The sequence below is a fragment of the Streptomyces sp. NPDC026500 genome, assembly GCF_055567635.1.
In genome coordinates this window covers 258543-284516 of record NZ_JBVHQB010000007.1, presented here as the reverse complement: position 1 = coordinate 284516, position 25974 = coordinate 258543, and the positions used below count along the sequence as shown (strand labels likewise).

Here is a 25974-nt window from a genome sequence, read left to right as displayed (position 1 = left end):
CCCGACGCCGCAGCCGGGGTGGCGGGCTACGAGGGGGAACCGTGCGACTCGGGCGTGGAAAAGGAGCGACCGCACTCGCGTTCGCCGTGGTCGCGACCGCGTTCGGCACGGCTCCCGCGGCTGTCGCGGCGACTCACGGTCCGGCGGCCTCCGCCGGCGACCGGGAGTCCACCGCGAGCGGGGTGCCCGCCGTCTGGCCCCGCCCGCAGTCGCTGCGCGCGAACGGCACTCCGGTCGCGGTCACGGACGAGGTCGTCCTGGTCACCGGCACGACGGAGCCGACGGCATCCGGATCGCCCGGCACGTTCGGCAGCGCGCGCTCCGGCTCGCCGGCCGGCTCGTACTCCCCCGGCGCCCCCCTCACCCCGTACGCCCCCGGCGCGAGCATCGATCCGCATGCCTCGGACGCCGAGCTCGACCCGTACGCCCTCGAAGCGTTGCGCGTACTGCTGCGGCAAGCCGGCGCCCGTACGATCACGACGGCGCGCGACGGTGAAGCGCTCCCGGCGCACGCTCTGGTGGTGCGCGTGGGCACGGAACCGGCGAACACCGTTCGGCAGGGCGCAGGTTCCTTCGCCGGCGCGCGCGCCGCTTCGGGCTCCCTGGAGCGGGCGCTCACGGCGCTCGGCGCCGCGCCCCGCGCCGATCTCCCCTCCGGCGGCTACCGGCTGGCCGTCGGCCGCACCGACGGCCGCGACACCGTCGCCCTCGCGGGAGTGGGCGAGGACGGCCTGTACCACGCGGTGCAGACGCTGCGTCAGCTCCTCGGCGCCGACGGCCGGATCGCCGGTGCCGTCGTCCGGGACTGGCCCGGCACCGCCGTGCGCGGCACCACCGAGGGGTTCTACGGCAGCCCCTGGACCCCTGAACAGCGCCTCACGCAGCTGGACTTCATGGGCCGGACCAAGCAGAACCGCTATGTCTACGCGCCCGGCGACGACCTCTTCCGACAGGCGCGCTGGCGTGAGCCGTACCCGGCCGGAGAGCGCGCCCACTTCCGCGACCTGGTGGAGCGGGCGCGCCGCAATCACGTCACGCTGACCTGGGCGGTGGCCCCCGGACAGGCGATGTGCTTCTCCTCGGACGCCGACGTGAAGGCGCTGACGCGCAAGCTCGACGCCATGTGGGCGCTCGGGTTCCGGGCCTTCCAACTGCAGTTCCAGGACGTCAGTTACACCGAATGGCACTGCGGGGCGGACGCGGACGCGTTCGGCTCCGGCTCCGAGGCGGCGGCGAAGGCGCAGGCGCGGGTGGCGAACGCCGTGGCCCGGCATCTCGCCGCCCGCCACCCGGACGTGGCCGCGTTGTCCCTGATGCCGACGGAGTACTACGAGGACGGTTCGACCGACTACCGGCGGCAGCTGGCGAGCGCCCTGGACGGGGGCGTCGAGGTCGCGTGGACGGGTGTCGGTGTCGTGCCGAAGACGATCACCGGCGGTGAACTGGCCCGTACCCGCGCGGTGTTCGGCAGCCATCCGCTCGTCACCATGGACAACTATCCCGTCAACGACTACGCCCAGGACCGGGTGTTCCTCGGTCCCTACCAGGGGCGCGAGCCGGCGGTGGCCTCGGGCTCGGCGGCCCTGCTGGCGAACGCGATGCCCCAGGCGGAGGCCTCCCGCATCCCGCTGTTCACCGCGGCCGACTACGCCTGGAACCCGCGGGACTACCGGCCCCAGGAGTCCTGGGGAGCGGCGATCGAGGACCTGGCGGGCGGCGACGCCCGGAGCGCGGACGCGCTCCGCGCGCTGGCCGGGAACGACGCGTCCTCCGTTCTGGGCGGCGAGGAGTCGGCGTATCTGCGCCCGCTCATGGAGGCCTTCTGGCAGGCGCGGACGACCACGGACCGGGCCGCCGACGAGAGCGCGGCCGAGCGGCTGCGCGCCGCGTTCACGGTGATGCGCGAGACTCCGAAGCGGCTGGCGGGGCGCCCGATCGCCACCGAAGTGCAGCCCTGGACCGAGCAGTTGGCGCGGTACGGCGAGGCCGGTGAGACCGCCGTCGCACTGCTGAGCGCCCAGTCGAGCGGCGACGCGACGGCGGCGTGGACGGCCTACCGCACGCTGAACCGGCTGCGGGCCGAGCTCGCGGCGAGCGGGGTGACGGTCGGCAAGGGCGTGCTCGACCCGTTCCTCACGCGGGCACGCACGGCGTACGAGAGGTGGGCGGGCCTCGACAACGAGCCCTCCGCGGGCCACGACACCCCGAAGGACCCCGGTGCTGCGGGGGACGACGGCGCGAGGACCGGCGACGACGGACGCGCGGACAACGGCGGTACCGGCCAGGGCGACCGGCAGCAGGAGGGCGGCGTGCCGGGGGACGGGACCGCGCTGGACGGCCGCGTCGTCCGTCTCCCGCACCCCCGCACGCTCACCGTCGTGAGCGTGCTCACCGACCCCGGCACGCCGGGTTTCGTCGAGGCGCATGTCCCGGGCGAGGGCTGGCGGTACCTCGGCGCGCTCGTGGCCGGGGGCGCGACGGAGGTCGGTGCGGCGGGCGTGCGCGCGGACGCGCTCCGGGTCAGCGGTCCCGCGCCCGCACAGGTCCGCCATCTCGTGCCGTGGTTCGCCGACTCCCCCGCCGCGGCACTGGAGTTGACCCGTTCCTCGACGGACGTGGAGATCGGCGGCACGCAGCGGATCACGGCCCGGCTGACGTCACTGCGCCCCACCGACATCAGCGGCGAACTGACCGCGCGGGCCCCGAAGGGCATCGAGGTCAAGGTCTCGCGGCCTTCGCCGACCCTTTCCCGCGGCGCCGTCGTCGACAGCCTCGTCGAGGTCACGGTCCCGCCGGGGACGCCGGCGGGCACGTACGACGTCACGGTCGCCTTCGGCGCGCAGACCCGCACCCTGACCGTCCGCGCCTTCCCGCGCACGGCGGGCCCCGACCTGGCCCGCACCGGCACGGCCTCCTCGTCCGGCGACGAGACCCCCGACTTCCCGGCGTCGGCGGCCAACGACGGTGATCCGGCCACCCGTTGGTCCTCCCCCGTCGACAACGGCGCCTGGTGGCAGGTGCAGTTCGCCGAGCCTGTGCGCCTCGGCCGGCTCGTGCTGAGCTGGCAGGACGCGTACCCCTCCGCCTACCGCGTCCAGGTCTCCGCCGACGGACGCGTCTGGCGCACGGCGACGACCGTGAACGACGGCCGCGGCGGCCAGGAATCCCTGCGCTTCGACGAACGCGACGTCCGCTACGTGCGCGTCCAGGGCATCCACCGGGCGACGCGGTACGGATACTCGCTGTGGTCGGCCCAGGCGTACGCCGTCGCGGACTGACGCCCGACCAGAACCGCACAGGGGGTCACCCCGCCGGTCGGCACCGGGGCGGCACTCCCACGATCGATCACCGGTGATCTTCAACCACCTCCCGCCTAGCTATTCACTCAGTACATATCTTGAGTACATACTGATCTCCATGAGCACCCGTCACATCCTGTTGGGGCTGCTCGCCGGAGGCCCCAGCCATGGCTACGACCTCAAGCGACGGCACGACGAACGCTTCCCGCAGGCCCGCCCACTGGCCTACGGGCAGGTCTACACCACCTTGCAGCGGCTGGTCCGCGACGGTCTCGCCGCGGTCGACGGCACCGACTCGGACGGCGGTCCCGAGCGGACCCTGTACCGCTCGACCGACGACGGATCGCGTGAACTGACCCAGTGGGCGGGCGAGATCGCACCGCCCGCGCCCTTCGTGACGAACGAGATCTTCGCCAAGGTCGTCGTCTCGATCCTCGCCTCGGCGGACCCGGCCGGCTACCTGCTGGCCCAGCGCGCGGCCCACATGGCGCGGATGCGCGAGCTCACGGCGGTGAAGACGGCGCCCGGCGCCGATCTCGCCACCGTCCTCTCGGCCGACTACGCCCTCAACCACCTCGACGCCGACCTCCGCTGGATGACCACCACGGCGGACCGGCTCACCCACCTGACCGCGGAGGTCCACACAGCATGAGCACCCCCCTTCTGGCCGCCCGGGACCTGGTCAAGGCGCACGGTCCCACCCCGGCGCTGCGCGGCGCCTCGCTGGAGCTGGCCGCGGGCGAGGTTCTCGCCGTCACCGGGGCCAGCGGCAGCGGAAAATCCACCCTGCTCCACTGCCTGGCGGGCATCGTCAGACCCGACAGCGGCACGGTGGAGTACGGGGGCGAGCGTCTCGACCTGCTGCCCGAGAAGCGGCTCAGCGAGCTGCGCCGCACGGACTTCGGGGTGGTGTTCCAGTTCGGCCAGCTGATCCCGGAGCTGACCGCCGCCGACAACGTGGCACTGCCCCTGCTGCTCGCGGGCACCTCGCGGGCGGCGGCGCGGGAGCGGGCGGGCGAGTGGCTGGAGCGGTTCGGCGTACGGGGACAGGAGGCGCTGCGGCCCGGCGAGATGAGCGGCGGGCAGGCCCAGCGGGTGGCGCTGGCGCGGGCCCTGGTGACGGCCCCGAAGGCCGTCTTCGCGGACGAGCCGACCGGCGCGCTCGACTCCCTCGCCGGGGAGCAGGTGATGACCGCCCTGATCCACACCGCCCGGGAGGCCGGCACGGCGGTCCTGCTGATCACGCACGACGCCCAGGTGGCGGCGTACGCGGACCGGGAGGTGTCGTTGCGGGACGGCACCGTGGCCGACCCCGGCGCCCTGCCGACGGCCTTCGCGACCTCGGCCGCGGCGGAGGTGTCCCGGTGAGGACCGACCTCAGGCTCGCGCTGCTCCTGACCAGCGGTTCCGACCGGCGTGAGTGGTGGCGGGTCACCCTCACGGCCGTGGGGGCGGCCCTCGCCACCGGACTCTGCCTGGCCGCCGTCGCGATCGCCTCGCTCCAGGGGCAGTACCACCTGACCCTCGCCGACGGCCTGCTCGAGCAGCCCGGCGAGCGGGCGGGCGTGGTGCTCACCCTGCTGCTCCTGCTGGTGCCGGTGCTCGGCTTCCTCGGGCAGTGCGCCCGTATCGGCGCCGTGCACCGCGACCGCAGGTTGGCCGGGCTGCGCCTCGCCGGGGCCACCCCGGCGCAGGTTCGGCGGATCGCCGCGCTGGAGGCGGGCCTCGCGTGCCTCATCGGCTCGACCGTCGCCACCGTCCTCTCCGTATGGATCCTGCTGAGCCAGTGGCAGAACCCGCCGGCCGCCGTCTGGGCCGGATGCGTCGCGGTCGCGGTCGCCGTACCCGTACTGGGCGCTCTGGCGAGCAGGCTCGCTCTGCGCCGGGTGGTCGCCTCGCCACTGGGCCGGGTGCGCCGCGTGCGCCCGAGCGGCGGGCGGGGTCCGGGTCTCGCCCTCCTCGTGACGGCGCTCGTGATGCTTCTCACCGGACTCGCCATCGCCCCGCGAAGCTTCGGCAGGCTCGCCCCGGCCCCGGCGCTCGTCTTCATCGTGGTGATTCTCACGGGCTTCGGGGCCATCCGGGCCGTCGGCGCGAGCGCCCGGCTGACGGGCCGCGTGCTCGCCGAGCGGACCGGGAACCCGGCGACCCTGATCGCGGCCGAGCGGCTGCGGGACGATCCCTGGGCCGGCGCGCGCACCCATGCGGCGGTGCTGCTGGTGACCGTGGTGGGGACGGGCTTCGTGGGCGTACGCCAGGTGCTGCTCGATGACATCACTGGGCGCGACCGCGACGCGCTCTCCGAGAGCCTGTCCTTCTACACCACCGGTATCGATCTCACGGGCGCCGCGATCCTGCTCGCCCTCGCGATCACGCTCTCCGGGCTGGCCGTGGGGACAGCCGAATCGCTGGCCACCCGCCGCCGCGGCCTCGCCGCGCAGGCCGCCGCCGGGGTGCCGCAGGCCGTGCTCGGCAGGGCCATGCTCCTGGAGACAGCCCTGCCGCTGGCCCCGGCGGTCGCGCTGGCCGGTGCGGGAGGCCTCGGGATCAGCGTCGGGTACGGACAGCTCGCGGGCGGTGGAACGGTGCCGCTGCTGCCGGTGATCGTCCCCGTGATCGTCTACGCGGCCTGCCTGCTGGCCGCGGCCACCTCGCTGCCCCTGCTGCGCCGCTCGGTGCGCCCCGCGGAGCTGCGCCACCAGTGACCCTGCCCCGTCCTGCCCACGGGCACGACGAGCTCCCCGGGAGGCACGGGGGTCCTCCTGGGGAGCCGGAACAGGCGGCGGCCAAGGGTGCCGCCGCCAACACGAAGGCCCGGATCGTCAGGCTGAAATGCCGTCGATCCGGGCCATGGCGTCGTCCGCGCCGTACGGTTGCAGGTAAGGCATCCAGCGTGGGTCCCTGTGCCCGGTTCCGATGATGCGCCATGCGAGCCCCGTCGGCGGGGCGGGTTTGTGGCGCAGGCGCCAGCCGATCTCGACCAGGTGGCGGTCGGCCTTGGTGTGGTTGCAGCGGCGGCAGGACGCCACCACATTGTCCCAGGCGTGCTGACCCCCGCGGGAGCGCGGGATGACGTGGTCGACGCTGGTTGCGACGCCACCGCAGTACATGCACCGGCCGCCGTCACGGGCGAACAGAGCTCGCCTGGTCAGCGGGACGGGCCCTCGGTAGGGAACCCGTACGAACCTCTTCAGCCGGACCACGCTGGGTGCGGGGACAGTAACGGTCGCGCTGTGCATGAAGGCGCCGGATTCCTCGAGAGAGACGGCTTTGTTCTCAAGGACGAGGACGAGCGCGCGGTGGAGCGGTACGACGCCGAGCGGCTCGTACGACGCGTTGAGGACCAGGACGTGCGGCACGGATGCCTCCTTGTACGCCGGCGGCGCGTGGCTCGCGCCGGGACGATCTGTAGCCAGTCTCTCCTCATGCCTGGTGGAAGCGCCACCATGTCCCGGTAACGGGCTGGGAGTGTTTTCGACCACACCCCCTTCATCCCCAGGTGAGCACGGTCTCTCCCCTGAACATGGCAACGAGCCTCGCGCGTTGCCCCGTTAGGGTTGTGGTTCTGCCCGAACGGCACCCCTCTTGTGTCCACGGCCGCGGGCAGACCGCTACGCCTGGAGGTACCTGCTGTGTCCCTGCCCGTCCTATTGGCCCTGGCCGCCGGTTCGACCCCGTCGCCGTCTCCCTCGACGTCGACCGGTCCGGTGACCCCCACGCTTCAGGACGCCCAGGAAAGCGCGACCCACGCGGCGAGCTGGGTCGAGGAGAACTGGTCGACCTGGCTGGCCATAGGTCTGCGCGTACTGCTGATCCTGGTGGTCGCCGCCGTACTGAGAGTGTTCGTGCGGCGGGCGATCACCAAGCTCATCGATCGCATGACCCGGACCGTCCAGGCCGTCGACGGCACGGCGCTCGGCGGTCTGCTGGTGAATGTGGAGCGCCGACGGCAGCGCTCCCAGGCCATAGGGTCGGTGCTGCGCTCGGTCGCGTCCTTCCTGATCATGGGTACGGCCGCGCTGATGATCCTCGGCACGTTCGAGATCAATCTGGCCCCGCTGCTCGCCTCGGCGGGTGTGGCCGGTGTCGCGATCGGTTTCGGCGCCCGCAACCTGGTCACCGACTTCCTCTCCGGCGTCTTCATGATCCTCGAGGACCAGTACGGCGTCGGCGACGTGATCGACGCGGGCGTCGCCTCCGGCGAGGTCATAGAGGTGGGCCTGCGCGTGACCAAGCTGCGCGGCGACAACGGCGAGATCTGGTACGTCCGCAACGGCGAGGTCAAGCGCATCGGCAACCTCTCCCAGGGCTGGGCCACGGCCGGTGTGGACGTCACGGTCCGCGCCTCGGAGGACCTGGACCACGTCCGGTCCGTCATCGACGACGTCGCCGAGACCATCAGCAAGGAAGAGCCCTGGAACGAGCGCCTGTGGGGCCCGGTCGAGATCCTGGGCCTCGACAGCGTCCTCCTCGACTCCATGGTGGTCCGCGTCTCGGCCAAGACCATGCCCGGCAAGGCCAGCTCCGTGGAACGCGAACTCCGCTGGCGCATCAAGCGCGCCTTCGACGCGGCGGACATCCGCATCGTGGGCGGCCCCACGGCACCGGTGGACGAGGAGCCCCTCGACCCGACGTCCGCGGTGGCGGCCCCGTCGGCCCTGGGGAACCCGGCTTCGCCCCAGTCGGAGGCGACCACCCCCATCCCGGCCCCCGGCTCGGTCCCGGCTCCGTCGAGCGCGCCGAAGTAGGCCGGCTCCAGGCAGGAGGCCGGGGTAGGACCGGCGGTACGTGAGAGGCCGAGACAGGGCCGACTGACGTGAGAGGGGCGGCACCCGGGTGTTCCGGGCGCCGCCCCTTTGTCATCAGCCTTCGTCGTCAGCCCTCGTCGTCAGCCGGTCCGGAGGCCGTGCCGCGACGGGTCATGCACGGGCGTTCCCGGACTCCAGCCCGGTGGCCCCTGCTATCTGACACACCGCGGCGAACGAGGACCCCTTGCCCAGTCCGGCCACCCCCAGGAGCCCCTCAGCGTCACGGACGTCGAGGACGACTTCTCCCGAGGGCAGGTCGAAGCACATCGATGCCCGGACGGACTGATTCCCCCAACTGGGACGCCACAGGAAGCGGATCTCCTCATGGCCCTGCCCGGAGACGAGGAACGCCCGCTCCGAGGCCACCAGTTCCTCGTGGACCCGTTCCCGCCACCCGTTCGAGAACCGCACCGGGCGCAGTACGTGTGTCTGCCGCGCCTCCAGCCTGTCGGCGGAGAGGGCGATGCCGGCCGCACCGGCCCGCCGCCGCAGCGACCACACCCCGAAGGCCGCCATCGCGAGCGACACGATTCCCCACGCCAGAGGCCCGAAGACCACGGTCTCCCGCGTGAAACCGTCATTCACGAAGTCGACGCCCATCAGACTGAGCGCCATGGGCACGCACTTGCCGGCGGCAGCGCGCCAGCACGCCATGAGCAGCTTCATGAGTGCGCCTCCGGGCACACCATGTCGTAGGCCTCCCGGAACCACTCGCCCTTGTCCGGCACGATCCCGCACTTCATCGAGGCCCCGCTGTTCCCGTACCACGAGGTGAGCGTGCCGTAGACCGGTGTGCCGGTGGCGCCGTGCGTGCCTGAGCAGCCGAGGGCGAAGCTCGCGTCGACGACTCCGACTCCCGCGGCTTCTACAAATCGCCCGGGATGCCCGAGGAAGTCGACACGGCCGAGCTCCTCCTTCTCCAGCCGGGCGGACGTCGATGTCCCGGGCCTCTTGAAGATCGGCGAGTCGTACCCGAGCCGCTTCTCCAGCGAGGCGAAGAGGCGCCGCGTCGGCACACCGGTACCGCCCGCCTCGATACGGGACGTCACGGTCCGCACGTGGTGGGGCGCGAGCTCCACCCACCCGGGCTTCCGGCCGTCCTCCACCGTCACGAGCTGCGACACGGCGATCAGCTTCCTGCCCACCGTCACCTCGCCCCACCGTATGGAGGCCTTGGAGCAGTCCGGTGAGGCACTGGAGGTCGTGGGCGCCACCCGGGAACCTGTCCCCGGCAACGAACGATTCTCGCCGTCACCGCCCCCGCGGGACGCGACGAAGGCCGTGGCCAGACAGGTCGCCACAGCCCACGCCAAACGGTTCGCCTTCATGCGGTGGATCATAAGAAGGGGATCCTGTGACGGTGACGGCGGAGCACCTCGGCCACCGTCACCCGCGCGGCGAAGTCACCCCGTTCGAGGGGGCGGATCACCACAAAGTCCCGCACCCCGCCCCACCGCACGCGGGTCGATCGTGACGATGCCGTGATGGGCAAGGCCCACCCCGTTGCCGACGTGCCGGAATCGCCTCCGCGTCTGCCCCCGCACACGCTCGCGGACGCGACCCCTTCACACGACCCCCGCATTTCGGCCACATTGTTCAACCGTCTACTGTCGCCCCAACAGCGGGCCCTTGTTCTGGAGCTCAACGCCCGGGGGCCCGCTTCGAATGTGGGGAAATCCATGCGCAAGTACGCCATAGGCGCCGTCGTTTCCGGCGCCCTGGCCCTGTCCGCCCTGGCCGTGCCGTCCGCTTCGGCCGCCACGCCGGACCTCACCTTCTCCAACGTGGTGGTCAACAACGGCAAGGCCATCGTCGTGGGCACCGCCAGCACGGTGAACGTCCCCGTCAAGTACACCCTGGTCCGCCCGGCCGGCCTCGTCATCGACGGCCTGACGAACGACGTGGGCATCGCTCTGTACCGCGGACCGTCGCTCTCGAAGATGCAGAACGAGATGGAGTCGGACGAAGCCGCGAGGTGCACCACGACGGCCACGACCGCCACGACGGTCACCGCGTCCTGCACCGAGGTCATCTCCATCGCGCCCCAGGACTACTTCTTCGATGCGGCGGACGCCGGTACCTGGAAGGTGGCCGGCTTCTACGGCCGCTCCACCTCGACCACCGAGGACTCCGGCAACCACATCAGCTTCACCTTCGGCTACGACATGTGGGGCCTCCCCGGCACCGTCCAGGTCAAGCGCGCCGCCAGGCTCACTGCCAACGCCACCCCCGAGCCCGTCAAGAAGGGCAGCACCCTCACGGTCAAGGGCGCGCTGACCCGCGCCGACTGGGCGACCACCAAGTACGCCGGCTACACGGGCCAGCCGGTCGCCCTCCAGTTCAAGGCCAAGGGCGCGACCGCCTACAAGACCGTCAAGACGGTGACGTCCGGCACGGCTGGCGCGCTGACCACCACGGTCAAGGCCTCGGCCGACGGCTCGTACCGCTACACGTTCGCGGGCACGACCACCACGGGCACCGCCACGGCCACGGGCGACTACGTCGACGTGAAGTAACCGAGGCCGGGTCCTCCTCGGACCCGCCCCCAGCGCCCCCAGCACCCCAAGCCGCCCCCGCCGCAGACGAGTTCGTCAGCGGCGGGGGCGGCTCGCGTCCTCCCGCCACTGCCACCGCCACCGCCTCCCGGGTAACGACTCTGTTGCCCAGGAGGCGGTTTCTCTTGACGCCTCCACCCAGTCCGGCCTACTTTCCTCGCACCAGCAATAGGAAACTTTCCTAACAATGATCTTGCGGTGGACTTCCCGAAGGCACCCCTGGGAAACTGGTCGGCCAAGAAGGGCAGGTGGCGACAGACATGGCAGGATCCGCCGGTACGCCGGGCACTCCCCGCGTTCTGCGCGCGATGAACGACCGCGCCGCCCTCGATCTGCTGCTCGCGCACGGACCGCTCTCACGGACCCGGATCGGGAAGCTCACCGGGCTGTCCAAGCCCACCGCCTCGCAGCTCCTCGCCCGGCTGGAAGCCGCCGGACTCGTCCTGGCCACCGGCACCAGCGAGGGACGGCCGGGCCCCAGCGCCCAGTTGTACGAGGTGAATCCGGGGGCCGCCCACGCGGCGGGCCTGGACGTCACCCCCGAGCGCATCCTCGCCGCCGTCGCCGACATCACCGGCCGGACGGTCGGCGAGTACGAACTGCCCACCCCGGGCCGCCGCCAGTCCCAGCCCGTCGTACGCCAGGTCACCGACGCCCTCGACGGCGCGGTGAAGGCGGCCGGGCTCGCCCGGGACGACGTCCGCCGGCTCGTCATCGGCACCCCCGGCGCCTTCGACCCCAACACCGGCCGGCTGCGCTACGCCTCCCACCTGCCGGGCTGGCACTCCCCCACCCTTCTCGACGAGCTCGCGGCCGCGCTGCCGATGCCCGTCGAGTACGAGAACGACGTCAACCTCGTCGCCATCGCGGAGCAGCGGCTCGGTGCCGCCCAGGGCCACGAGGACTTCGTCCTGCTGTGGAACGAGGGCGGTCTCGGCGCCGCGCTCGTCCTCGGCGGCCGGCTGCACCGCGGCTGGACCGGCGGCGCGGGCGAGGTCGGCTTCCTGCCGGTGCCCGGCGCGCCACTGGTGCGCCAGGTGACCCGGGCCAACAGCGGCGGCTACCAGGAGCTGGCCGGTTCACAGGCCATCCCCAAGCTGGCGCGCGAGCTCGGCATCAAGGACCTGCCCACGGGCCCGTACGCCGAGGTCGCGGCCACCGTCGTCGAACGGGCCGCCGCCGTCGACGAAGGCCCCTACCGGCGGCTCCTGGAGAGCTACGCGACCGGGCTCGCCACCGGTCTGGCCTCCCTGGTCTCCGTGCTCGACCCCGAGCTGGTCGTCCTCAGCGGAGCGTCGCTCACCGCGGGCGGGGAACCGCTGCGCGCCCTGGTTCAGGCCGAGTTGGAGGAGCTGGCCGCGTCGCGGCCGCGCCTCGTCGTCGGTGACGTACACGAACACCCAGTGCTGCGCGGCGCGTTGGAGAGCGCCCTGGCAGCCACCCGCGACGAGGTATTCGACACCTCCCGCTGAACCCGCCCCAAGCCCGCAACTCCCCCGTCCCGTCCCATCCCTCGCAGGGAGATCTCGCCATGCTCGGAATGTCCCGAAAGGCGGCTGTCGCGCTCGCCGCCTCCGCCTCGACAGTCCTCCTCGCCACCGCCTGTACCGGCCAGTCGGGCACCGGCGGAAGCGACGACGCGTCCAAGGAACAGACGATCAACTTCTGGCACGCCTGGAGCGCCCCGAACGAGGTCCAGGCCGTGAAGTCGCTGGTGGCGGGCTTCGAGAAGGCGCACCCCAACATCCACGTGAACATCGTCGGCAACATGACCGACGACAAGATCAACCAGGCGTTGCGCGCGGGCGGCGACAAGGCCCCCGACGTGGTCTCCTCCTTCACCACCAACAACGTGGGCAAGTTCTGCTCGTCCGGCGCCTTCATCGATCTGAACCCCTTCTTCAAGAAGGCACACATCGACCCCGAGGCGACGTTCCCGAAGGCGATGAACGAGTACACCCAGTTCGACGACAACCGCTGCACGGTGCCGCTCCTCGGTGACGCGTACGGGCTCTACTACAACAAGGACGCGTTCAAGAAGGCCGGGATCGGCAGCCCTCCGAAGACCTGGTCCGAATTCGAGACGGACGCCAAGAAGTTGACCGTCTCCAAGGGCGACTCGTACTCCCAGCTGGGCTTCATGCCGGACTACCACGGCTGGGAGTCCACCACCGAGCACTACTTCGGGCAGTTCTCGCCGACGTACTTCGACAGCAGCGGCAAGTCGAACATCGCCAAGGACCCCGCTTTCACGGCCGGGTTCACCCTCCAGAAGAAGCTGGTCGACGAACTCGGCGGGTTCAAGAAGCTGGAAACCTACCGTTCCAAGCTCGGTGACGAGTGGGGTCCCAAGCACCCCTTCCACACCGGTCAGGTCGCCATGCAGCTGGACGGCGAGTGGCGGCTCGGGATGGCCGAGGAGGCCAAGCCGGACTTCGAGATAGGCGTCGCCCCGCTGCCCGTGCCCGACGACCAGGCGGACCAGTACGGCAAGGGCTACATCACCGGCACCATCGCGGGCATCGCGGCCACCAGCAAGAGGCAGAACGCGGCCTGGGAACTGGTCAAATACATGACCACGAACACGGACGCCGTCGTCGGTTTCGCCAACGACATCCACAACGTGCCCTCGACGCTCGCGGCCCTCAAGTCGCCCAAGCTGAAGTACGACCCGCGGTTCAAGACGTTCCTGGACATCGCCTCGAACCCGAACTCGACGACGACTCCGGCGTCCATCAACGGCGGCACCTACCTCGTGACGATCCAGCAGTTCGGATACGACTACGAGAGCGGCAAGACCAAGGATCTGAAGGCGGGTCTGGAATCCACCGCCAAGCAGATCGACACGGACATCGCGCAGGCGAAGTAGCCGCACGCCGATGAGTACTGTCACGCTGGCTTCGAAGCGCCGCCGTTCGGCGCTTCGGACCCTCGCCTTCATGTCGCCCTGGCTGATCGGTTTCGCGGTCTTCTTCGCCTACCCGCTGATCTCGACCGTCTATTTCTCCTTCATGCACTACGACGGCTTCAAACCGCCGACGTGGAGCGGAACGAAGAACTGGACGTACGTCTTCGAGAACTACCCGCTGTTCTGGCCCGCGTTGCGCAACACCCTGTGGCTGGTCCTCGTCATGGTGACCCTGCGGGTGCTGTTCGGACTCGGCGTCGGACTGCTGATCACGAAGATCAAGACGGGCACGGGTGTCTTCCGCACCCTCTTCTATCTGCCCTACCTCGCCCCGCCGGTGGCGGCCACCATGGCCTTCGCCTTCCTCCTCAACCCCGGTACGGGGCCGGTCAACTCGCTCCTGGAGAAGGCCGGCATCTCGGCTCCCGGCTGGTTCAACGACCCCTCCTGGTCCAAGCCGGCCCTGACCCTGCTGGCCCTGTGGGGCATCGGCGACCTGATGGTCATCTTCATGGCCGCGCTGCTCGACGTTCCGACGGAGCAGTACGAGGCCGCCGAACTGGACGGCGCCTCGGCGTGGCAGCGCTTCCGTTACGTCACCCTGCCGAACATCTCGCCGATCGTGATGTTCGCCGTGGTCACCGGCGTGATCCAGACCATGCAGTACTACACGCAGCCGCTGATCGCGGGGAAGGTCGCCTCGGGCGTCATCCAGGGCGCCGGTACGCAGTTCGAGCCCGGCTATCCCGACAAGTCGACGCTCACCCTGCCCCAGCTCGTCTACAACCTCGGTTTCCAGCGCTTCGACTACGGCTCCGCCTGTGTGGTCGCGCTTGTGCTGTTCGCCCTGTCCATGGTGTTCACCGCGTTCCTGATGCGGCGCCGGGGCGGTCTCATCCAGGCAGGTGACTGACCGATGACTCAAGTACTCGACAAGCCGGTGGAGTTGACCGCACAGGTCTCCCCCGCCGAGCGCACCGCCCGCCGCAGGGCTCTCCTGGAGTGGGTCGCGATCCACTCCCTCGGCGTCGCGGCCGCCCTGTTCTTCGTGCTGCCGTTCGTGTTCGTGTTCCTGACCTCGCTGATGAGCGACAGCCAGGCACTCAGCCGCGATCTGATCCCGCACACCTGGGAATGGGGCAACTACAAGAAGGTCTTCGACACCCCCGGCTTCCTCACCTGGTGGAAGAACACCCTGCTGTACGCCGGCTTCGGCACCGTGCTGACCGTCGTCTCGTCGATCCCGGTCGCCTACGCGCTCGCCAAGTTCCGCTTCCGCGGCCGGAATCTGTCGCTGATGCTGGTCATCTCGATGATGATGCTGCCGCCGCAGGTCGTGATCATCCCGATGTACCTGTTCTGGGCGAAGCAGCTCGACCTGTCCGGCACGCTGTGGCCGCTGATCATCCCGATGGCGTTCGGGGACGCGTTCTCCATCTTCCTGCTGCGCCAGTTCCTGATGACCATCCCGAACGAGTACCTGGACGCGGCCAAGGTGGACGGGTGCGGGGACCTGAGGACGCTGCTGAAGGTCGTCCTGCCGATGGCCAGGCCCGGCATCGCGGCCGTGGCGCTCTTCCAGTTCTTCTACGCGTGGAACGACTACTTCGGCCCGCAGATCTACGCCTCCGAGAACCAGAACGCCTGGACCCTGTCGTACGGCCTGGAGTCGTTCAAGGGCGCGCACCACACCGACTGGAATCTCACCATGGCCGCGACCGTGCTGGTCATGGCCCCCGTGATCCTCGTGTTCTTCTTCGCGCAGAAGGCGTTCGTCGAGGGTGTCACGCTCACCGGAGTGAAGGGCTAACCATGAAGCTCACCGTGGTCGGCGGAGGGTCGACCTACACCCCCGAACTCATCGACGGTTTCGCGCGGCTCAGGGACACCCTGCCCGTCGAGGAGCTGGTCCTCGTCGACCCGGCCGCCGAACGCCTGGAGCTGGTGGGGGGCCTGGCCCGCCGGATCTTCGCCAAGCAGGGCCACCCGGGCCGGATCGTCACCACGTCCGACCTGGACGCGGGCGTCGAGGGCGCCGACGCGGTGCTCCTCCAGCTGCGCGTCGGCGGTCAGGCGGCCCGCGAGCAGGACGAGACCTGGCCGCTGGAGTGCGGCTGCGTCGGACAGGAGACGACGGGCGCGGGCGGTCTGGCCAAGGCGCTGCGCACGGTTCCGGTGGTGCTGGACATCGCGGAGCGGGTCCGCCGGACCAACCCGGACGCGTGGATCATCGACTTCACGAACCCGGTGGGCATCGTGACGCGCGCCCTCCTGCAGGCGGGCCACAAGACGGTCGGGCTGTGCAACGTGGCGATCGGCTTCCAGCGGAAGTTCGCCGGACTGCTCGGGGTCTCCCCCGCCGAGGTGCATCTCGACCATGTGGGCCTCAACCACCTCACCTGGGAGACCGGTGTGCGCCTGGGCGGTCCCGAGGGCGAGAACGTCCTGCCCAAGCTGCTCGCCGAGCACGGCGACGCCGTCGCCGCGGACCTGCGTCTGCCGCGCGCCCTGGTCGAGAGCCTCGGCGTGGTCCCCTCGTACTACCTGCGCTACTTCTACGCGCACGACGAGGTCGTCCGGGAGCTGCGCACCAAGCCCTCCCGGGCGGCCGAAGTGGCCGAGATGGAGCGGCAGTTGCTGACGATGTACGGCGACCCGGCGCTCGACGAGAAGCCGGAGCTGCTGGCCAGGCGGGGCGGCGCGTACTACTCCGAGGCGGCCGTCGATCTCGCGGCCGCGCTGCTCGGCGGGGGCGGCAGCCCCTACCAGGTGGTGAACACGTACAACCGGGGAACCCTGCCGTTCCTGCCGGACGACGCGGTGATCGAGGTACAGGCCGCGGTCAGCTCCAAGGGGCCCGCGCCGCTGCCCGTGCCGGCCGTGGACCCGCTGTACGCGGGTCTCATGGCGAACGTGACCGCGTACGAGGACCTCGCGCTGGAAGCGGCGCTGCGCGGCGGGCGCGACCGGGTCTTCCGGGCCCTGCTCGCGCACCCCCTCATCGGCCAGTACGCCTACGCCGACACCCTGACCGACCAGCTGATCGCGCACAACCGGGAGCACCTCGCGTGGGCATGACGTCAACGGAATCCGGCGCCGGGACGGCCGCCGGATCCCGCCCCGCGGGCCTCGTACTGGCCATCGACGCGGGGAACAGCAAGACCGACGTCGCCGTGGTGGCCGCGGACGGCCGGGTGACCGGCACCTCGCGCGGGGGCGGGTTCCGGCCCCCGGCGGTCGGCGTGGAGACGGCGGTGGACGCGGTCGCCGACGCCGTGCGACGCGCCTTCGCCGAGGCGGGCGTCACCTCGGTCGACCATGTCTCCGCCTGCCTCGCCAACGCCGATCTGCCGGTGGAGGAGGAACAGTTGGCGGCCGCGCTGCACGCACGGGCGTGGGGCGCGGGGGTGGAGGTGCGCAACGACACCTTCGCGATCCTGCGGGCCGGGATCGCCGAGCCGCGCGGTGTCGCCGTGGTCTGCGGGGCCGGCATCAACTGTGTCGGCATGCGGCCCGACGGCCGCACCGCCCGTTTCCCCGCCATCGGCCGTATCTCCGGGGACTGGGGCGGCGGCTGGGGCCTGGCGGAGGAGGCCTTGTGGCACGCGGCGCGGGCCGAGGACGGCCGGGGCGGACCGACCGCGCTGGCCCGCACGCTGCCCGCCCACTTCGGCCTCGACTCCATGTACGCGCTCATCGAGGCGCTCCACCTGGAGCACATCGGCAACGCGCGGCGCCACGAGCTGACCCCGGTCCTGTTCGCCACGGCGGTGGACGGCGATCCGGTGGCCCGCGGACTCGTCGACCGGCTCGCGGACGAGGTGGTCGCCATGGCCACGGTGGCCCTGACCCGCCTCGGTCTCCTCGCCGAGGAGACCCCGGTCCTCCTCGGCGGCAGCATCCTCGCCGCCCGTCATCCCCAGCTCGACGACCGCATCCACGAACTCCTGGCCGCCCGCGCGCCCAAGGCGGTCCCCCGGGTGGTCACGGCCCCGCCGGTGCTGGGGGCGGCGCTCCTGGGCCTGGACCATGTACGGGCCGCCGGCGAGATCCACGCGCGGGTGCGGGCGTTCTACGAAAGGGGCTGAGGAGGCCCGCGCGGCGAGTGGCGCCGGTACGGACGTACGACAGCTCCCGAACCGCCATGACCTGGCGCGAAGGGGCGGGAACCAAACAGAACCGGAACACGTGTTCATGGGAAGGGGGTGGCGCGGGGAAATCGTGCTGCGCCGTGATCCGAACAAGATCCAGGCAAGGCCTGTGCGGATGCCGGTCCCGGCGGCGATACTTGCCGCCGTGCACGTACGCCGGCAGGCCACGCATCCGCGTCCGCGGCGAGCGTGACCGACCGGATGACCATGGGGGAGGTCAAACAGTGACACACCCGCCGAAGGGCAGCGCGGCGCCACCGGGCCGGGGCGCGCCCACGATGTCGGCCGTACCGGCACAGTCCGGGCCTCCCGGGCCGCCGGGCGGATCCCCCGTGCCTCAGTCCGGGTTCGCCACCCCGCAGAGCGTCCCCCCGGCTCCCGGCGCCCCGCCGCGGCGAACGGCGTGGGCGGAGGGTGTGGACCGGCTGCGTGCCGCGGCGACGACGGAGCCCGGGCGGCTGCGGATCATCGGCGCCGTCCTCGCCCTGCTGGTCGTCGCGTTCGGCACGGTCACCGCCTGGCAGATGACGGAGCGTTCGGCCGCCGCGGACAACGTGCTGCACAGCAGCCAGCCGCTGAGCGCGAGCGCGGCGGACATCTACCGCTCGCTCGCCGACGCCAACACCGCGGCCTCCAGCGGCTTCCTCGCGGGCGGCCAGGAGACGAAGGCCTCCCGCGACCGCTACGAGCAGGACATCAGGACAGCGGCAGCGAAGCTGATCACGGCGGCCAACAGCTCGGATCCCGGCTCCCCTTCGGCCAAGACCATCTCCCAGCTGAACGAGCTGCTGCCCGAGTACAAGGGCCTGATCGAGCGGGCCCGCGCCAACAACCGGCAGGGCTACCCGCTGGGTGGCGCGTATCTGCGGTACGCGAACGACAAGATGCAGCACGAGATGCTCCCGAAGGCCGAGCAGCTCTACAACCGGGAGAACCAGCGGCTGAGCGCCGACTACGCCGACGCGAAGCCGTACCCGTGGGCCGCGATCGCCCTCGGTCTCGTCGCGCTCGGCGCCCTCGCCTGGGCCCAGCGGCGCAACTACCGCCTCACGAACCGGGTGCTGAACCAGGGCATGGCCGCCGCCACCGCGGCGTCCGTGGTCGTCCTGCTGTGGCTCACCGTCGGGCACACGGTCGCCCGGTCCGGGCTGAACGAGTCCTACGACCACGGGGTCCGTTCATTGAACGTGCTGCACACGGCCCAGATCGCGTCCCTGAAGGCCCGCGGCAACGAGAACCTCACCCTGGTCAGCCGGGGCGCCGAGACCAAGACCCTGGCCGACAAGACGACCGTGGACCTGTACGACTACAACTTCGACCAGGACATGAAGGCGCTCACCAAGGGCCTCGCGGTGGCGGCGGACCTCGCGGACGACCAGTCGGGCAAGAAGCCCGTACAGGCCGCGACCGCCAACATGAAGGTGTGGAAGGCCCGTCACCAGGAAGCCCGTACGGCCGACAACGACGGCAATTACCAGCTCGCGCTGGACCGGGTCATCGGCTCCGCCGACAAGAAGCCCACGGGCGAGTGCTTCGACGGCGTCGACACGAACCTGAATTCCGCGCTGACGCACGAGGAGAGCGAGTTCCAGCGGGCGGCGGCCAACGGCCTGGGCGCGATGACCGGCCTCCCGGTCGGCGCGGCGGTCCTCGCGGTGCTGGCTGCGGCGGGCGCGGTGTTCGGCATCGGGCGCAGGCTTTCGGAGTACCGGTGAGAGGGGGAGCGGCGATGATCGCACGACGCCTGAGGGCGAGCCTGAAGGGCTGGGGCGGCGTGGGCGCGATGGCAGTCGCCTGTGCGACGGCCCTGGTCCTCGCGCTGCTGCTGCCGAACTCCGCGCGCGGGGACGGCGGCACGGCCATCGGCGGGCAGGGCCTGGCCCGTGGCATCCAGGCCAAGGCCGCCAACTGCAGCGACCCGCAGAACCAGAGTCTCGCCCCGTCGGGCGCGGACGGGACGACGATCGACGCCATCAAGAACCGCAAGGACCGGCGGCTGATCGTCGGCGTCGACCAGAACAGCTACCACTGGGGCTACCGCGACCCGAACAACCCGAAGGCCGGCAGCGACCTGGAGGGCTTCGACATCGACCTGGTCCACGCGATCGCCAAGGACATCCTGGGCGACGAGCACGCCGTCCAGTTCCGGGCGATACCGACCAGCCAGCGCATCCCCGCGATCCAGGGCGGCAAGGTCGACATGGTGGTGCGCACCATGACGATCACGTGTGAGCGTCTCCAGCAGGTCGCGTTCTCCGCGCCCTACTTCAAGACCGGCCAGCAGGTGCTGGCCCCGACGGAGTCCGGCATCACGGGGTACGACAAGTCCCTCGCCAAGAAGACGATCTGCTCGGCGGCGGGCTCCACCGCGTACGACCAGCTGACGGCGGACCGGGACGCGGGCACGCTCGTCTCGTCCGCCATCATCGCCCCACCCGTGCCCAACCAGCTCGACTGTCTGGTGCGCCTCCAGCTCGGCGAGGTCGACGCGGTGGTGACCGACGGCGCGCTCGCCGCCAGCCAGGCCGCCCAGGACCCCACGGTCGAGCTCAAGGGCCGCACCTTCACCACCGAGTACTACGGCGTGGCGATGAACCTGCACTCCGACGATCTGGTACGCCGGGTCAACCGGATCCTCGCGGACTACCGCAAGGACGGCTGGCAGCAGTCGTACGACCACTGGCTCGCTCCGACCCTCGGGGCGAACTCCGCCTCGGAGAACCCGCCCGTCGCCCAGTACAAGTGACCGACCTGATACCACTGGAGAGTTGACCGGCCGCTCACACCGAGCGCGCGGGAAACGCACGAGAACGAGAGGTGATCGATGGGCGTCACGGGACCCCCCGGGCCGGTGATGGACCGGGACGAGGCGGACCGTGCGCTGGCGCGCCTCGGCGCGGAGCACGAGGCCATCGAGACCTCGCTCCTCGCCCTGCAGGACCACGCGGGCCGCAGACTCCTCGAAGGCGCCGAACTCACCGGCACGACCAAGGAGCGCTGGGCGTCCGCGGAGGCGTCGATCACCTTGCTGTGGGCCTACTTCGACGCGTACGCGGACGCGCTGCGCTCTGCGCGCGAGATCCGTTCCCGCAGACGCTGGTCCAGCCGTGAGGACCTGGTCGAACTGACCGAGCTGCTGCGCGGTTCGGGCATCACGGTCGCCGGTTCCACCACGGCCACCGCGAACGCGCCGACCCTGGCCGGCACCGGCAAGCTCAGCGAACGGTTCTCGCTGGCCGCGCTGGTGGACCGGATGAACGAGCTGTACGCGACCTCGCTCGACATGGTCGTCACCGCGGACGCCGTGTGGTCCGCGCTGCCCGCCCGGATAGATTTACTGGCCGCGGAGCTCCAGCGCACCCGCACGCTCGCGCACTCCGTGGGCGTGCGCCCCGGCGAGCACCCGTCGGGCGACGACCTGGAGCGGATCACCCGGACGCTGACCACCCTGCGCGAGCGGGTGGTCTCCGACCCACTGGCCTTCTGGGTTCCCGCGCAGGGGAGTTCGGCCCCGGGCGGCGGCCGCCCCGACACCAAGGCGTACGACCGTGAGGCGCGCGCCCTGGAGGAGGTTCGCCGGGAGATCGACGCGGTGCTCACCGTGCGGCAGGACGCGGAGGCGCGGCTGGTGAAGCTGCGGGACGTGCTCAGCCGCGCGGACCGCACGCTCGCCGAGGCGCGCAGTGCCCGCGGCGAGGTGCTCGCGAAGATCGCCGCGTCCGAGGTGCCGGCCGTCAGCGGTCCGCCGACGGCGTTGCAGGAGCAGCTGGCGACGGCCGCTGAGTACCGCAGGCACGCGCAGTGGCACCGCCTCTCGCCGCTTCTGGAGGCGCTGGAGGAGAAGGCGGAGGACGAACTCCTGCGCGCCCGCGAGTCGTTGACGGCGGTCACCCAGCCGCTGGCGGTCCGCGCCGAGCTGCGCGGCCGTCTCGACGCGTACAAGGCGAAGGTGGCCCGGCACGGCTTCGCCGAGGACCCGTTCCTGGTGGAACGCTACGACGCGGCCCGGCGCATGCTGTGGAGCGCTCCCTGTGATCTGCGGGTGGCGGAGGAGGCGGTGCTGCGTTATCAGCGGGCGGCCGCCGAGCTGCTGAGCCCGCAGGTGCCCGAGCAGGGCGGGCCTCATGACCGTGCGGACCGGAGGGGGCCCGACGCGTGAGCGTTGAAGGGGATGCGGCGGGAGTGAGCAGCCGGTGAATGAACAGAAGTGCGCACGGCCCGGTTGCGAGGGGTCGTACGAGGACATGGGCGGCGGCGAGCTGTACTGCGACACGTGCGGGCTCGCCCCGGTCGCGTCGGCATCGGGGTCGTCCCGGTCCGGGAGCGGCCGGGAACCCGGCGAAGGCATGGTGGGGTCGCCGTCGACCGGCGCGACAGGGGGCGGCCGGGGGTCGGGCGGCTCCAACAGCAGCAGTGCGCGCGGCAGTTCCCGCGCCAGCTCGCGTACGTCGTCGCGCTCGTCGCAGTCGCGGCGCTCGGTCTCGGGCCGGCTGTCGCGGTCGCTTTCGGGCACGTCGACGGGCCGTTCGGTCTCGGTGCGCAGCTCCGGTTCGACGGCCTCCTCCTCCGGGCGGGGCCGGCTCGGTGCCGGGCTCGTCGAGGTCCCGGGCGTGCCGCGGCCCGACCCGCGCGAGATGGTCCTGGAGAACCCGGAGGTGCCCGAGCGCAAACGGTTCTGTTCGCGCTCCGACTGCGGTGCCCCGGTGGGGCGTTCGCGCGGTGACCGGCCCGGTCGCACCGAGGGGTTCTGCACGAAGTGCGGCCACCCGTACTCGTTCGTGCCGAAGCTGCGCACCGGTGACATCGTGCACGGCCAGTACGAGGTGATGGGCTGTCTGGCGCACGGCGGGCTCGGCTGGGTGTACCTCGCCGTCGACCGCGCGGTGTCCGACCGCTGGGTGGTCCTGAAGGGTCTGCTCGACACGGGCGACCAGGACGCGATGGCGGCCGCGATCTCCGAGCGGCGCTTCCTCGCGGAGATCGAGCACGCCAACATCGTGCGGATCTACAACTTCGTCGAGCACCTCGACCAGCGGACGGGTTCGCTGGACGGGTACATCGTGATGGAGTACGTGGGCGGCAAGTCGCTGAAGGAGCTCGCCAACGAGCGCCGTACGGCGGACGGCAAGCGCGACCCGCTGCCGGTGGAGCAGGCCTGCGCGTACGGCATCGAGGCCCTGGAGGCCCTCGGTCATCTGCACAGCCGCAACCTGCTGTACTGCGACTTCAAGGTCGACAACGCGATCCAGACCGAGGACCAGCTCAAGCTGATCGACATGGGCGCGGTGCGCAGGATGGACGACGACGAGTCGGCCATCTACGGCACGGTGGGCTACCAGGCCCCCGAGGTGGCCGAGGTGGGCCCCTCGGTCGCCTCCGACCTCTACACCGTCGCCCGTACGCTCGCCGTCCTCGCCTTCGACTTCCAGGGCTATACGAACGTCTTCGTGGACTCCCTGCCCGACCCCGACAACATCGAGGTCTTCCGCCAGTACGAGTCCTTCTACCGGCTTCTCGTCCGGGCCACCGACCCGGACCCGGCCCGCCGTTTCGCCTCCGCGCAGGAGATGTCCGAGCAGCTGACCGGCGTGCTGCGCGAGGTGGTCTCCCTCCAGACGGGGCGTGCGCGGCCGGCGCTGTCGACCCTGTTCGGTCCCGAAACCAAGGTCACGGACACGGAGTTGTTCGGCAGGGCGGCCGAGGACGTGTCGCGGCTGGGGGCCCGCGTGGTCCCCGTACGGGGGAGAAGGAGCGCGTCTTCGCTGCCCGCGGGGACGAACGGGACCCGGCCGCTGCCTCCCGGTCCGCCGGCCTCCGCCATCCTGGTCAAGCCCGTGCAGGCGGCGGCCACCGCGCTCGCGCTGCCCGTCCCCCGGGTGGACCCGGGCGACCCGAACGCCGGTTTCCTCGCGGGGCTCATCGCGTCCGCGCCCTCGGAGCTGATCGCGGCGCTGGGGGCGGCACCGGCCGGTTCGCCGGAGCTGCGGCTACGGGAGCTGCGGGCCCGCCTGGAAATGGGCGAACTGAGCGGCGCGGGCTGGGCCGTCGAGGCCCTGGAGGCGGATCACCCGGACGACTGGCGGGTGGTCTGGTACCGCGGTGTCACGGCGCTGGCGGCCAGCCAGAACGAGATCGCGGCACTGTCCTTCGACGCGATCTACGACGCCTTCCCCGGCGAGCCCGCGCCCAAGCTGGCCCTCGGCGTGTGCGCGGAGGTGCTCGGCCAGCTGGACAACGCCGCCGAGTACTACCGCCTGGTGTGGACGACCGACCCCAGCTATGTGAGCGCGGCCTTCGGGCTGGCCCGGGTGCAGCTCGCGGCGGGGGACCGCCGTGGCGCCGTACGTACCCTGGAATCCGTACCGGAGTCGTCGATCCACTACACGGCGGCCCGCGTCGCCGCCGTGCGGGCGCGGCTGCGGCAGCGGCCGGCCACGGAGGCGGCGGCGCGGCCGTTCCTGGACGATCTGACGGCGGCCGCCGGGCAGGTCGAGGCGCTCGACGGATTCGGTCTGGACGCCGTGCGCCGCGAGCAGTTGTCGACGGAGGTCCTCGGCTGTGCGCTGGACTGGGTACTCTCCGGTAGCCAGGGTTCCGCTCCGGCCTCCGGCGGCGGACCTGCGCTGCTCGGCAGCGAGTTGGACGAACGCGGCCTCCGTTTCGGCCTCGAACGTTCGTACCGGACGCTGGCCCGGCTCGCGCGGGGCGGCGAGGAGAGGATCGACCTGGTGGAACGTGCCAACCGTTACCGCCCCCGGACGTGGGTGTGATTGATGTCCCAGATGCCCCAGCCGACGGCCCTTTCGCGGTGCCCCAGTTGCGAGGAGCCGCTGGAGGCGGCCGACCGTTTCTGCGGCGCGTGCGGCTACGACCTGTCGGCGGTGTCCGCACCGCCGCAGGACCACCCCACGATCACCATGAACGGCACCTCGGCCGGCGTTGCGCCGGCCGCCCCGTCCGTGGACTGGCCCCTGGCCCCCGAGGTCGACAGCGCCGACGTGCCCGCGCCGGTGCACCGCGCCGCCGACATCCACGGCACCGATTCGGGTGGTTCCGAACTGCCGCATCCTGAGCACGCCGAGCACCCGGAGCACCCGCGCGGGGATCCGGCGGGAATCCGGCCGTCCGTCGCCAAGCGGCCCGCCGGGCAGCCGTCGGGCGTGCGGTTCGACCGGCCTTCGGAGCCGGACGAGTACCCGCTCGCCCCTCCGGCCGACGAAGTCCGGACCCCGGAGGGCCACCCGGCCGACGGCCCGGACCGCGAGGTCCCCGCCGATCCCCGGACCGCCGACCTCCCGGCTCCCCCCGCGGGCGCCAAGGTGTGCGTGGCCTGCCGTTCGGGCCAGGTGGACACCGACGGCTACTGCGAGAACTGCGGGCATGCGCAGCCACGGGAACGGGACCACATGGAACAGGAGTTGGGTGCGGTCGCCGCGGTCAGTGACCGGGGTCTGCGCCACCACCGCAACGAGGACGCGTTCGCGATCTCCTCGACCGCGCTGCCCGACGGTTCCCCCGCGGTCGTCGCGATCGTCTGCGACGGGGTCTCCTCCGCGACCCGCCCGGACGAGGCCTCGCTCGCCGCGTCCCGTGCGGCCAACGAGTCGCTCCTGGCCGCTCTTCCGCTGGGCACGCACCCCCAACAGGCCATGCACGAGGCGATCGTCGCGGCCTCGGAGGCCGTCAACGCGCTGGCCGACCCGTCCACCGCGCAGGGCGAGCACGCTCCGCATGTGAACGCGCCCGCCTGCACGATCGTCGGCGCCGTCGTCACGCCGACCCTGCTGATCGTCGGCTGGGTCGGCGACAGCCGCGTCTACTGGGTTCCCGTCGACCGCTCCTCGCTGCCGGCCCGGCTCACCGAGGACGACTCGTGGGCCGCGCAGATGGTCGCAGCGGGCCTGATGAACGAGGCGGAGGCGTACGCCGACGAGCGCGCCCACGCGATCACCGGCTGGCTCGGCGCCGACGCCTACGAACTGGAGCCGCACACCGTCTCGTTCAAGCCGGACCGGCCGGGAGTGGTCGTGGTGTGCACCGACGGTCTGTGGAACTACGCGGAGGCGGCCGAGGACATGGCCGAGGTCGTCCCCCTCGACGCCGCCGAAAGGCCGCTGCGCAGCGCCCAGGTTCTGGTCGGCCACGCCCTGGACGGCGGGGGCCACGACAACGTAACAGTGGCCGTCATGCCGTTCCCCGCCCCCTCGCAGGGGGCAGGATCGGCCTGAGGCCGCGAACGAACGGGGGCGGCCG

Annotated in this window: 20 protein-coding genes; 17 read left to right on the top strand and 3 right to left on the bottom strand. The window is 71.6% G+C overall.

Translation table 11 applies throughout. The features are described 5' to 3' along the window. The first annotated feature begins 41 nt into the window (after window positions 1–41). The 4 genes from ACZ4N5_RS15715 to ACZ4N5_RS15700 all read left to right on the top strand — a co-directional run bounded on the left by ACZ4N5_RS15715 (window position 42) and on the right by ACZ4N5_RS15700 (window position 6004). Window positions 42–3278, top strand: a complete 3237-nt coding sequence (locus ACZ4N5_RS15715; protein ID WP_467757635.1) for a beta-N-acetylglucosaminidase domain-containing protein — start codon at window positions 42–44, stop codon at window positions 3276–3278. Window positions 3279–3417: 139 nt separating this feature from the next. Next, complete coding sequence (locus ACZ4N5_RS15710) at window positions 3418–3951, top strand: PadR family transcriptional regulator (RefSeq protein WP_467757634.1); 534 nt, start codon at window positions 3418–3420, stop codon at window positions 3949–3951. Beyond that, entirely contained in the window at window positions 3948–4667 is a 720-nt protein-coding gene (locus tag ACZ4N5_RS15705; protein ID WP_467757633.1) for an ABC transporter ATP-binding protein, read from the top strand. Before ACZ4N5_RS15710 ends, ACZ4N5_RS15705 begins: the two co-directional genes overlap by 4 nt. Beyond that, entirely contained in the window at window positions 4664–6004 is a 1341-nt protein-coding gene (locus ACZ4N5_RS15700) for an FtsX-like permease family protein (protein WP_467757632.1), read from the top strand. The genes ACZ4N5_RS15705 and ACZ4N5_RS15700 overlap by 4 nt, the downstream gene beginning before the upstream one ends. 117 nt (window positions 6005–6121) lie before the next feature. On the opposite strand, the gene ACZ4N5_RS15695 is transcribed toward ACZ4N5_RS15700, so the two are convergent. Then, window positions 6122–6658, bottom strand: a complete 537-nt coding sequence (locus ACZ4N5_RS15695; protein WP_326787747.1) for an HNH endonuclease — start codon at window positions 6656–6658, stop codon at window positions 6122–6124. Window positions 6659–6931: 273 nt separating this feature from the next. On the opposite strand from ACZ4N5_RS15695, the gene ACZ4N5_RS15690 reads away from it, so the two are divergent. After that, the gene (locus tag ACZ4N5_RS15690) at window positions 6932–8047 is read left to right on the top strand and encodes a mechanosensitive ion channel domain-containing protein (RefSeq protein WP_467757631.1); all 1116 of its coding nucleotides are present in this window, start codon (window positions 6932–6934) and stop codon (window positions 8045–8047) included. Window positions 8048–8218: 171 nt separating this feature from the next. Here ACZ4N5_RS15690 and ACZ4N5_RS15685 read toward each other — a convergent pair whose 3' ends face one another. Both ACZ4N5_RS15685 and ACZ4N5_RS15680 read right to left on the bottom strand, forming a co-directional pair. Beyond that, window positions 8219–8773, bottom strand: a complete 555-nt coding sequence (locus ACZ4N5_RS15685) for a hypothetical protein (RefSeq protein ID WP_467757630.1) — start codon at window positions 8771–8773, stop codon at window positions 8219–8221. Continuing rightward, window positions 8770–9435 (bottom strand): hypothetical protein, encoded by a 666-nt coding sequence (locus ACZ4N5_RS15680; protein WP_467757629.1) that lies wholly within the window; start codon window positions 9433–9435, stop codon window positions 8770–8772. Before ACZ4N5_RS15680 ends, ACZ4N5_RS15685 begins: the two co-directional genes overlap by 4 nt. A 351-nt stretch (window positions 9436–9786) precedes the next feature. Between ACZ4N5_RS15680 and ACZ4N5_RS15675 the strand changes: the two genes are divergently transcribed. The 12 genes from ACZ4N5_RS15675 (at window position 9787) to ACZ4N5_RS15620 (ending at window position 25949) form a co-directional block, all read left to right on the top strand. Further along, window positions 9787–10623, top strand: a complete 837-nt coding sequence (locus ACZ4N5_RS15675) for a hypothetical protein (RefSeq protein ID WP_467757628.1) — start codon at window positions 9787–9789, stop codon at window positions 10621–10623. A gap of 299 nt (window positions 10624–10922) precedes the next feature. Continuing rightward, a complete protein-coding gene (locus ACZ4N5_RS15670) occupies window positions 10923–12134 on the top strand; it encodes an ROK family transcriptional regulator (RefSeq protein ID WP_467757627.1) in 1212 nt (403 codons plus the stop codon). A 59-nt stretch (window positions 12135–12193) separates the two neighbouring features. Beyond that, window positions 12194–13531 (top strand): ABC transporter substrate-binding protein, encoded by a 1338-nt coding sequence (locus ACZ4N5_RS15665; RefSeq protein WP_467757626.1) that lies wholly within the window; start codon window positions 12194–12196, stop codon window positions 13529–13531. A 10-nt stretch (window positions 13532–13541) separates the two neighbouring features. Further along, window positions 13542–14483: a carbohydrate ABC transporter permease gene (locus tag ACZ4N5_RS15660; protein WP_467757625.1), complete on the top strand. Its 942-nt coding sequence runs from the start codon at window positions 13542–13544 to the stop codon at window positions 14481–14483. A 3-nt stretch (window positions 14484–14486) separates the two neighbouring features. After that, window positions 14487–15380: a carbohydrate ABC transporter permease gene (locus ACZ4N5_RS15655; protein WP_467757624.1), complete on the top strand. Its 894-nt coding sequence runs from the start codon at window positions 14487–14489 to the stop codon at window positions 15378–15380. Between the two features lie 2 nt (window positions 15381–15382). Beyond that, window positions 15383–16648: a 6-phospho-beta-glucosidase gene (locus ACZ4N5_RS15650; RefSeq protein WP_467757623.1), complete on the top strand. Its 1266-nt coding sequence runs from the start codon at window positions 15383–15385 to the stop codon at window positions 16646–16648. After that, the gene (locus ACZ4N5_RS15645; RefSeq protein WP_467757622.1) at window positions 16645–17658 is read left to right on the top strand and encodes an N-acetylglucosamine kinase; all 1014 of its coding nucleotides are present in this window, start codon (window positions 16645–16647) and stop codon (window positions 17656–17658) included. The genes ACZ4N5_RS15650 and ACZ4N5_RS15645 overlap by 4 nt, the downstream gene beginning before the upstream one ends. 341 nt (window positions 17659–17999) lie before the next feature. Next, window positions 18000–19436 (top strand): hypothetical protein, encoded by a 1437-nt coding sequence (locus tag ACZ4N5_RS15640; protein ID WP_467757708.1) that lies wholly within the window; start codon window positions 18000–18002, stop codon window positions 19434–19436. A gap of 14 nt (window positions 19437–19450) precedes the next feature. Continuing rightward, entirely contained in the window at window positions 19451–20467 is a 1017-nt protein-coding gene (locus tag ACZ4N5_RS15635) for a glutamate ABC transporter substrate-binding protein (protein WP_467757621.1), read from the top strand. Between the two features lie 78 nt (window positions 20468–20545). Continuing rightward, window positions 20546–21880, top strand: a complete 1335-nt coding sequence (locus tag ACZ4N5_RS15630) for a zinc ribbon domain-containing protein (protein WP_467757620.1) — start codon at window positions 20546–20548, stop codon at window positions 21878–21880. An 85-nt stretch (window positions 21881–21965) separates the two neighbouring features. Beyond that, window positions 21966–24491: a serine/threonine-protein kinase gene (locus ACZ4N5_RS15625; RefSeq protein ID WP_467757707.1), complete on the top strand. Its 2526-nt coding sequence runs from the start codon at window positions 21966–21968 to the stop codon at window positions 24489–24491. After that, window positions 24492–25949, top strand: coding sequence for a PP2C family serine/threonine-protein phosphatase (locus ACZ4N5_RS15620; protein ID WP_467757619.1), 1458 nt, complete (start codon window positions 24492–24494; stop codon window positions 25947–25949). Window positions 25950–25974 lie beyond the last annotated feature (25 nt).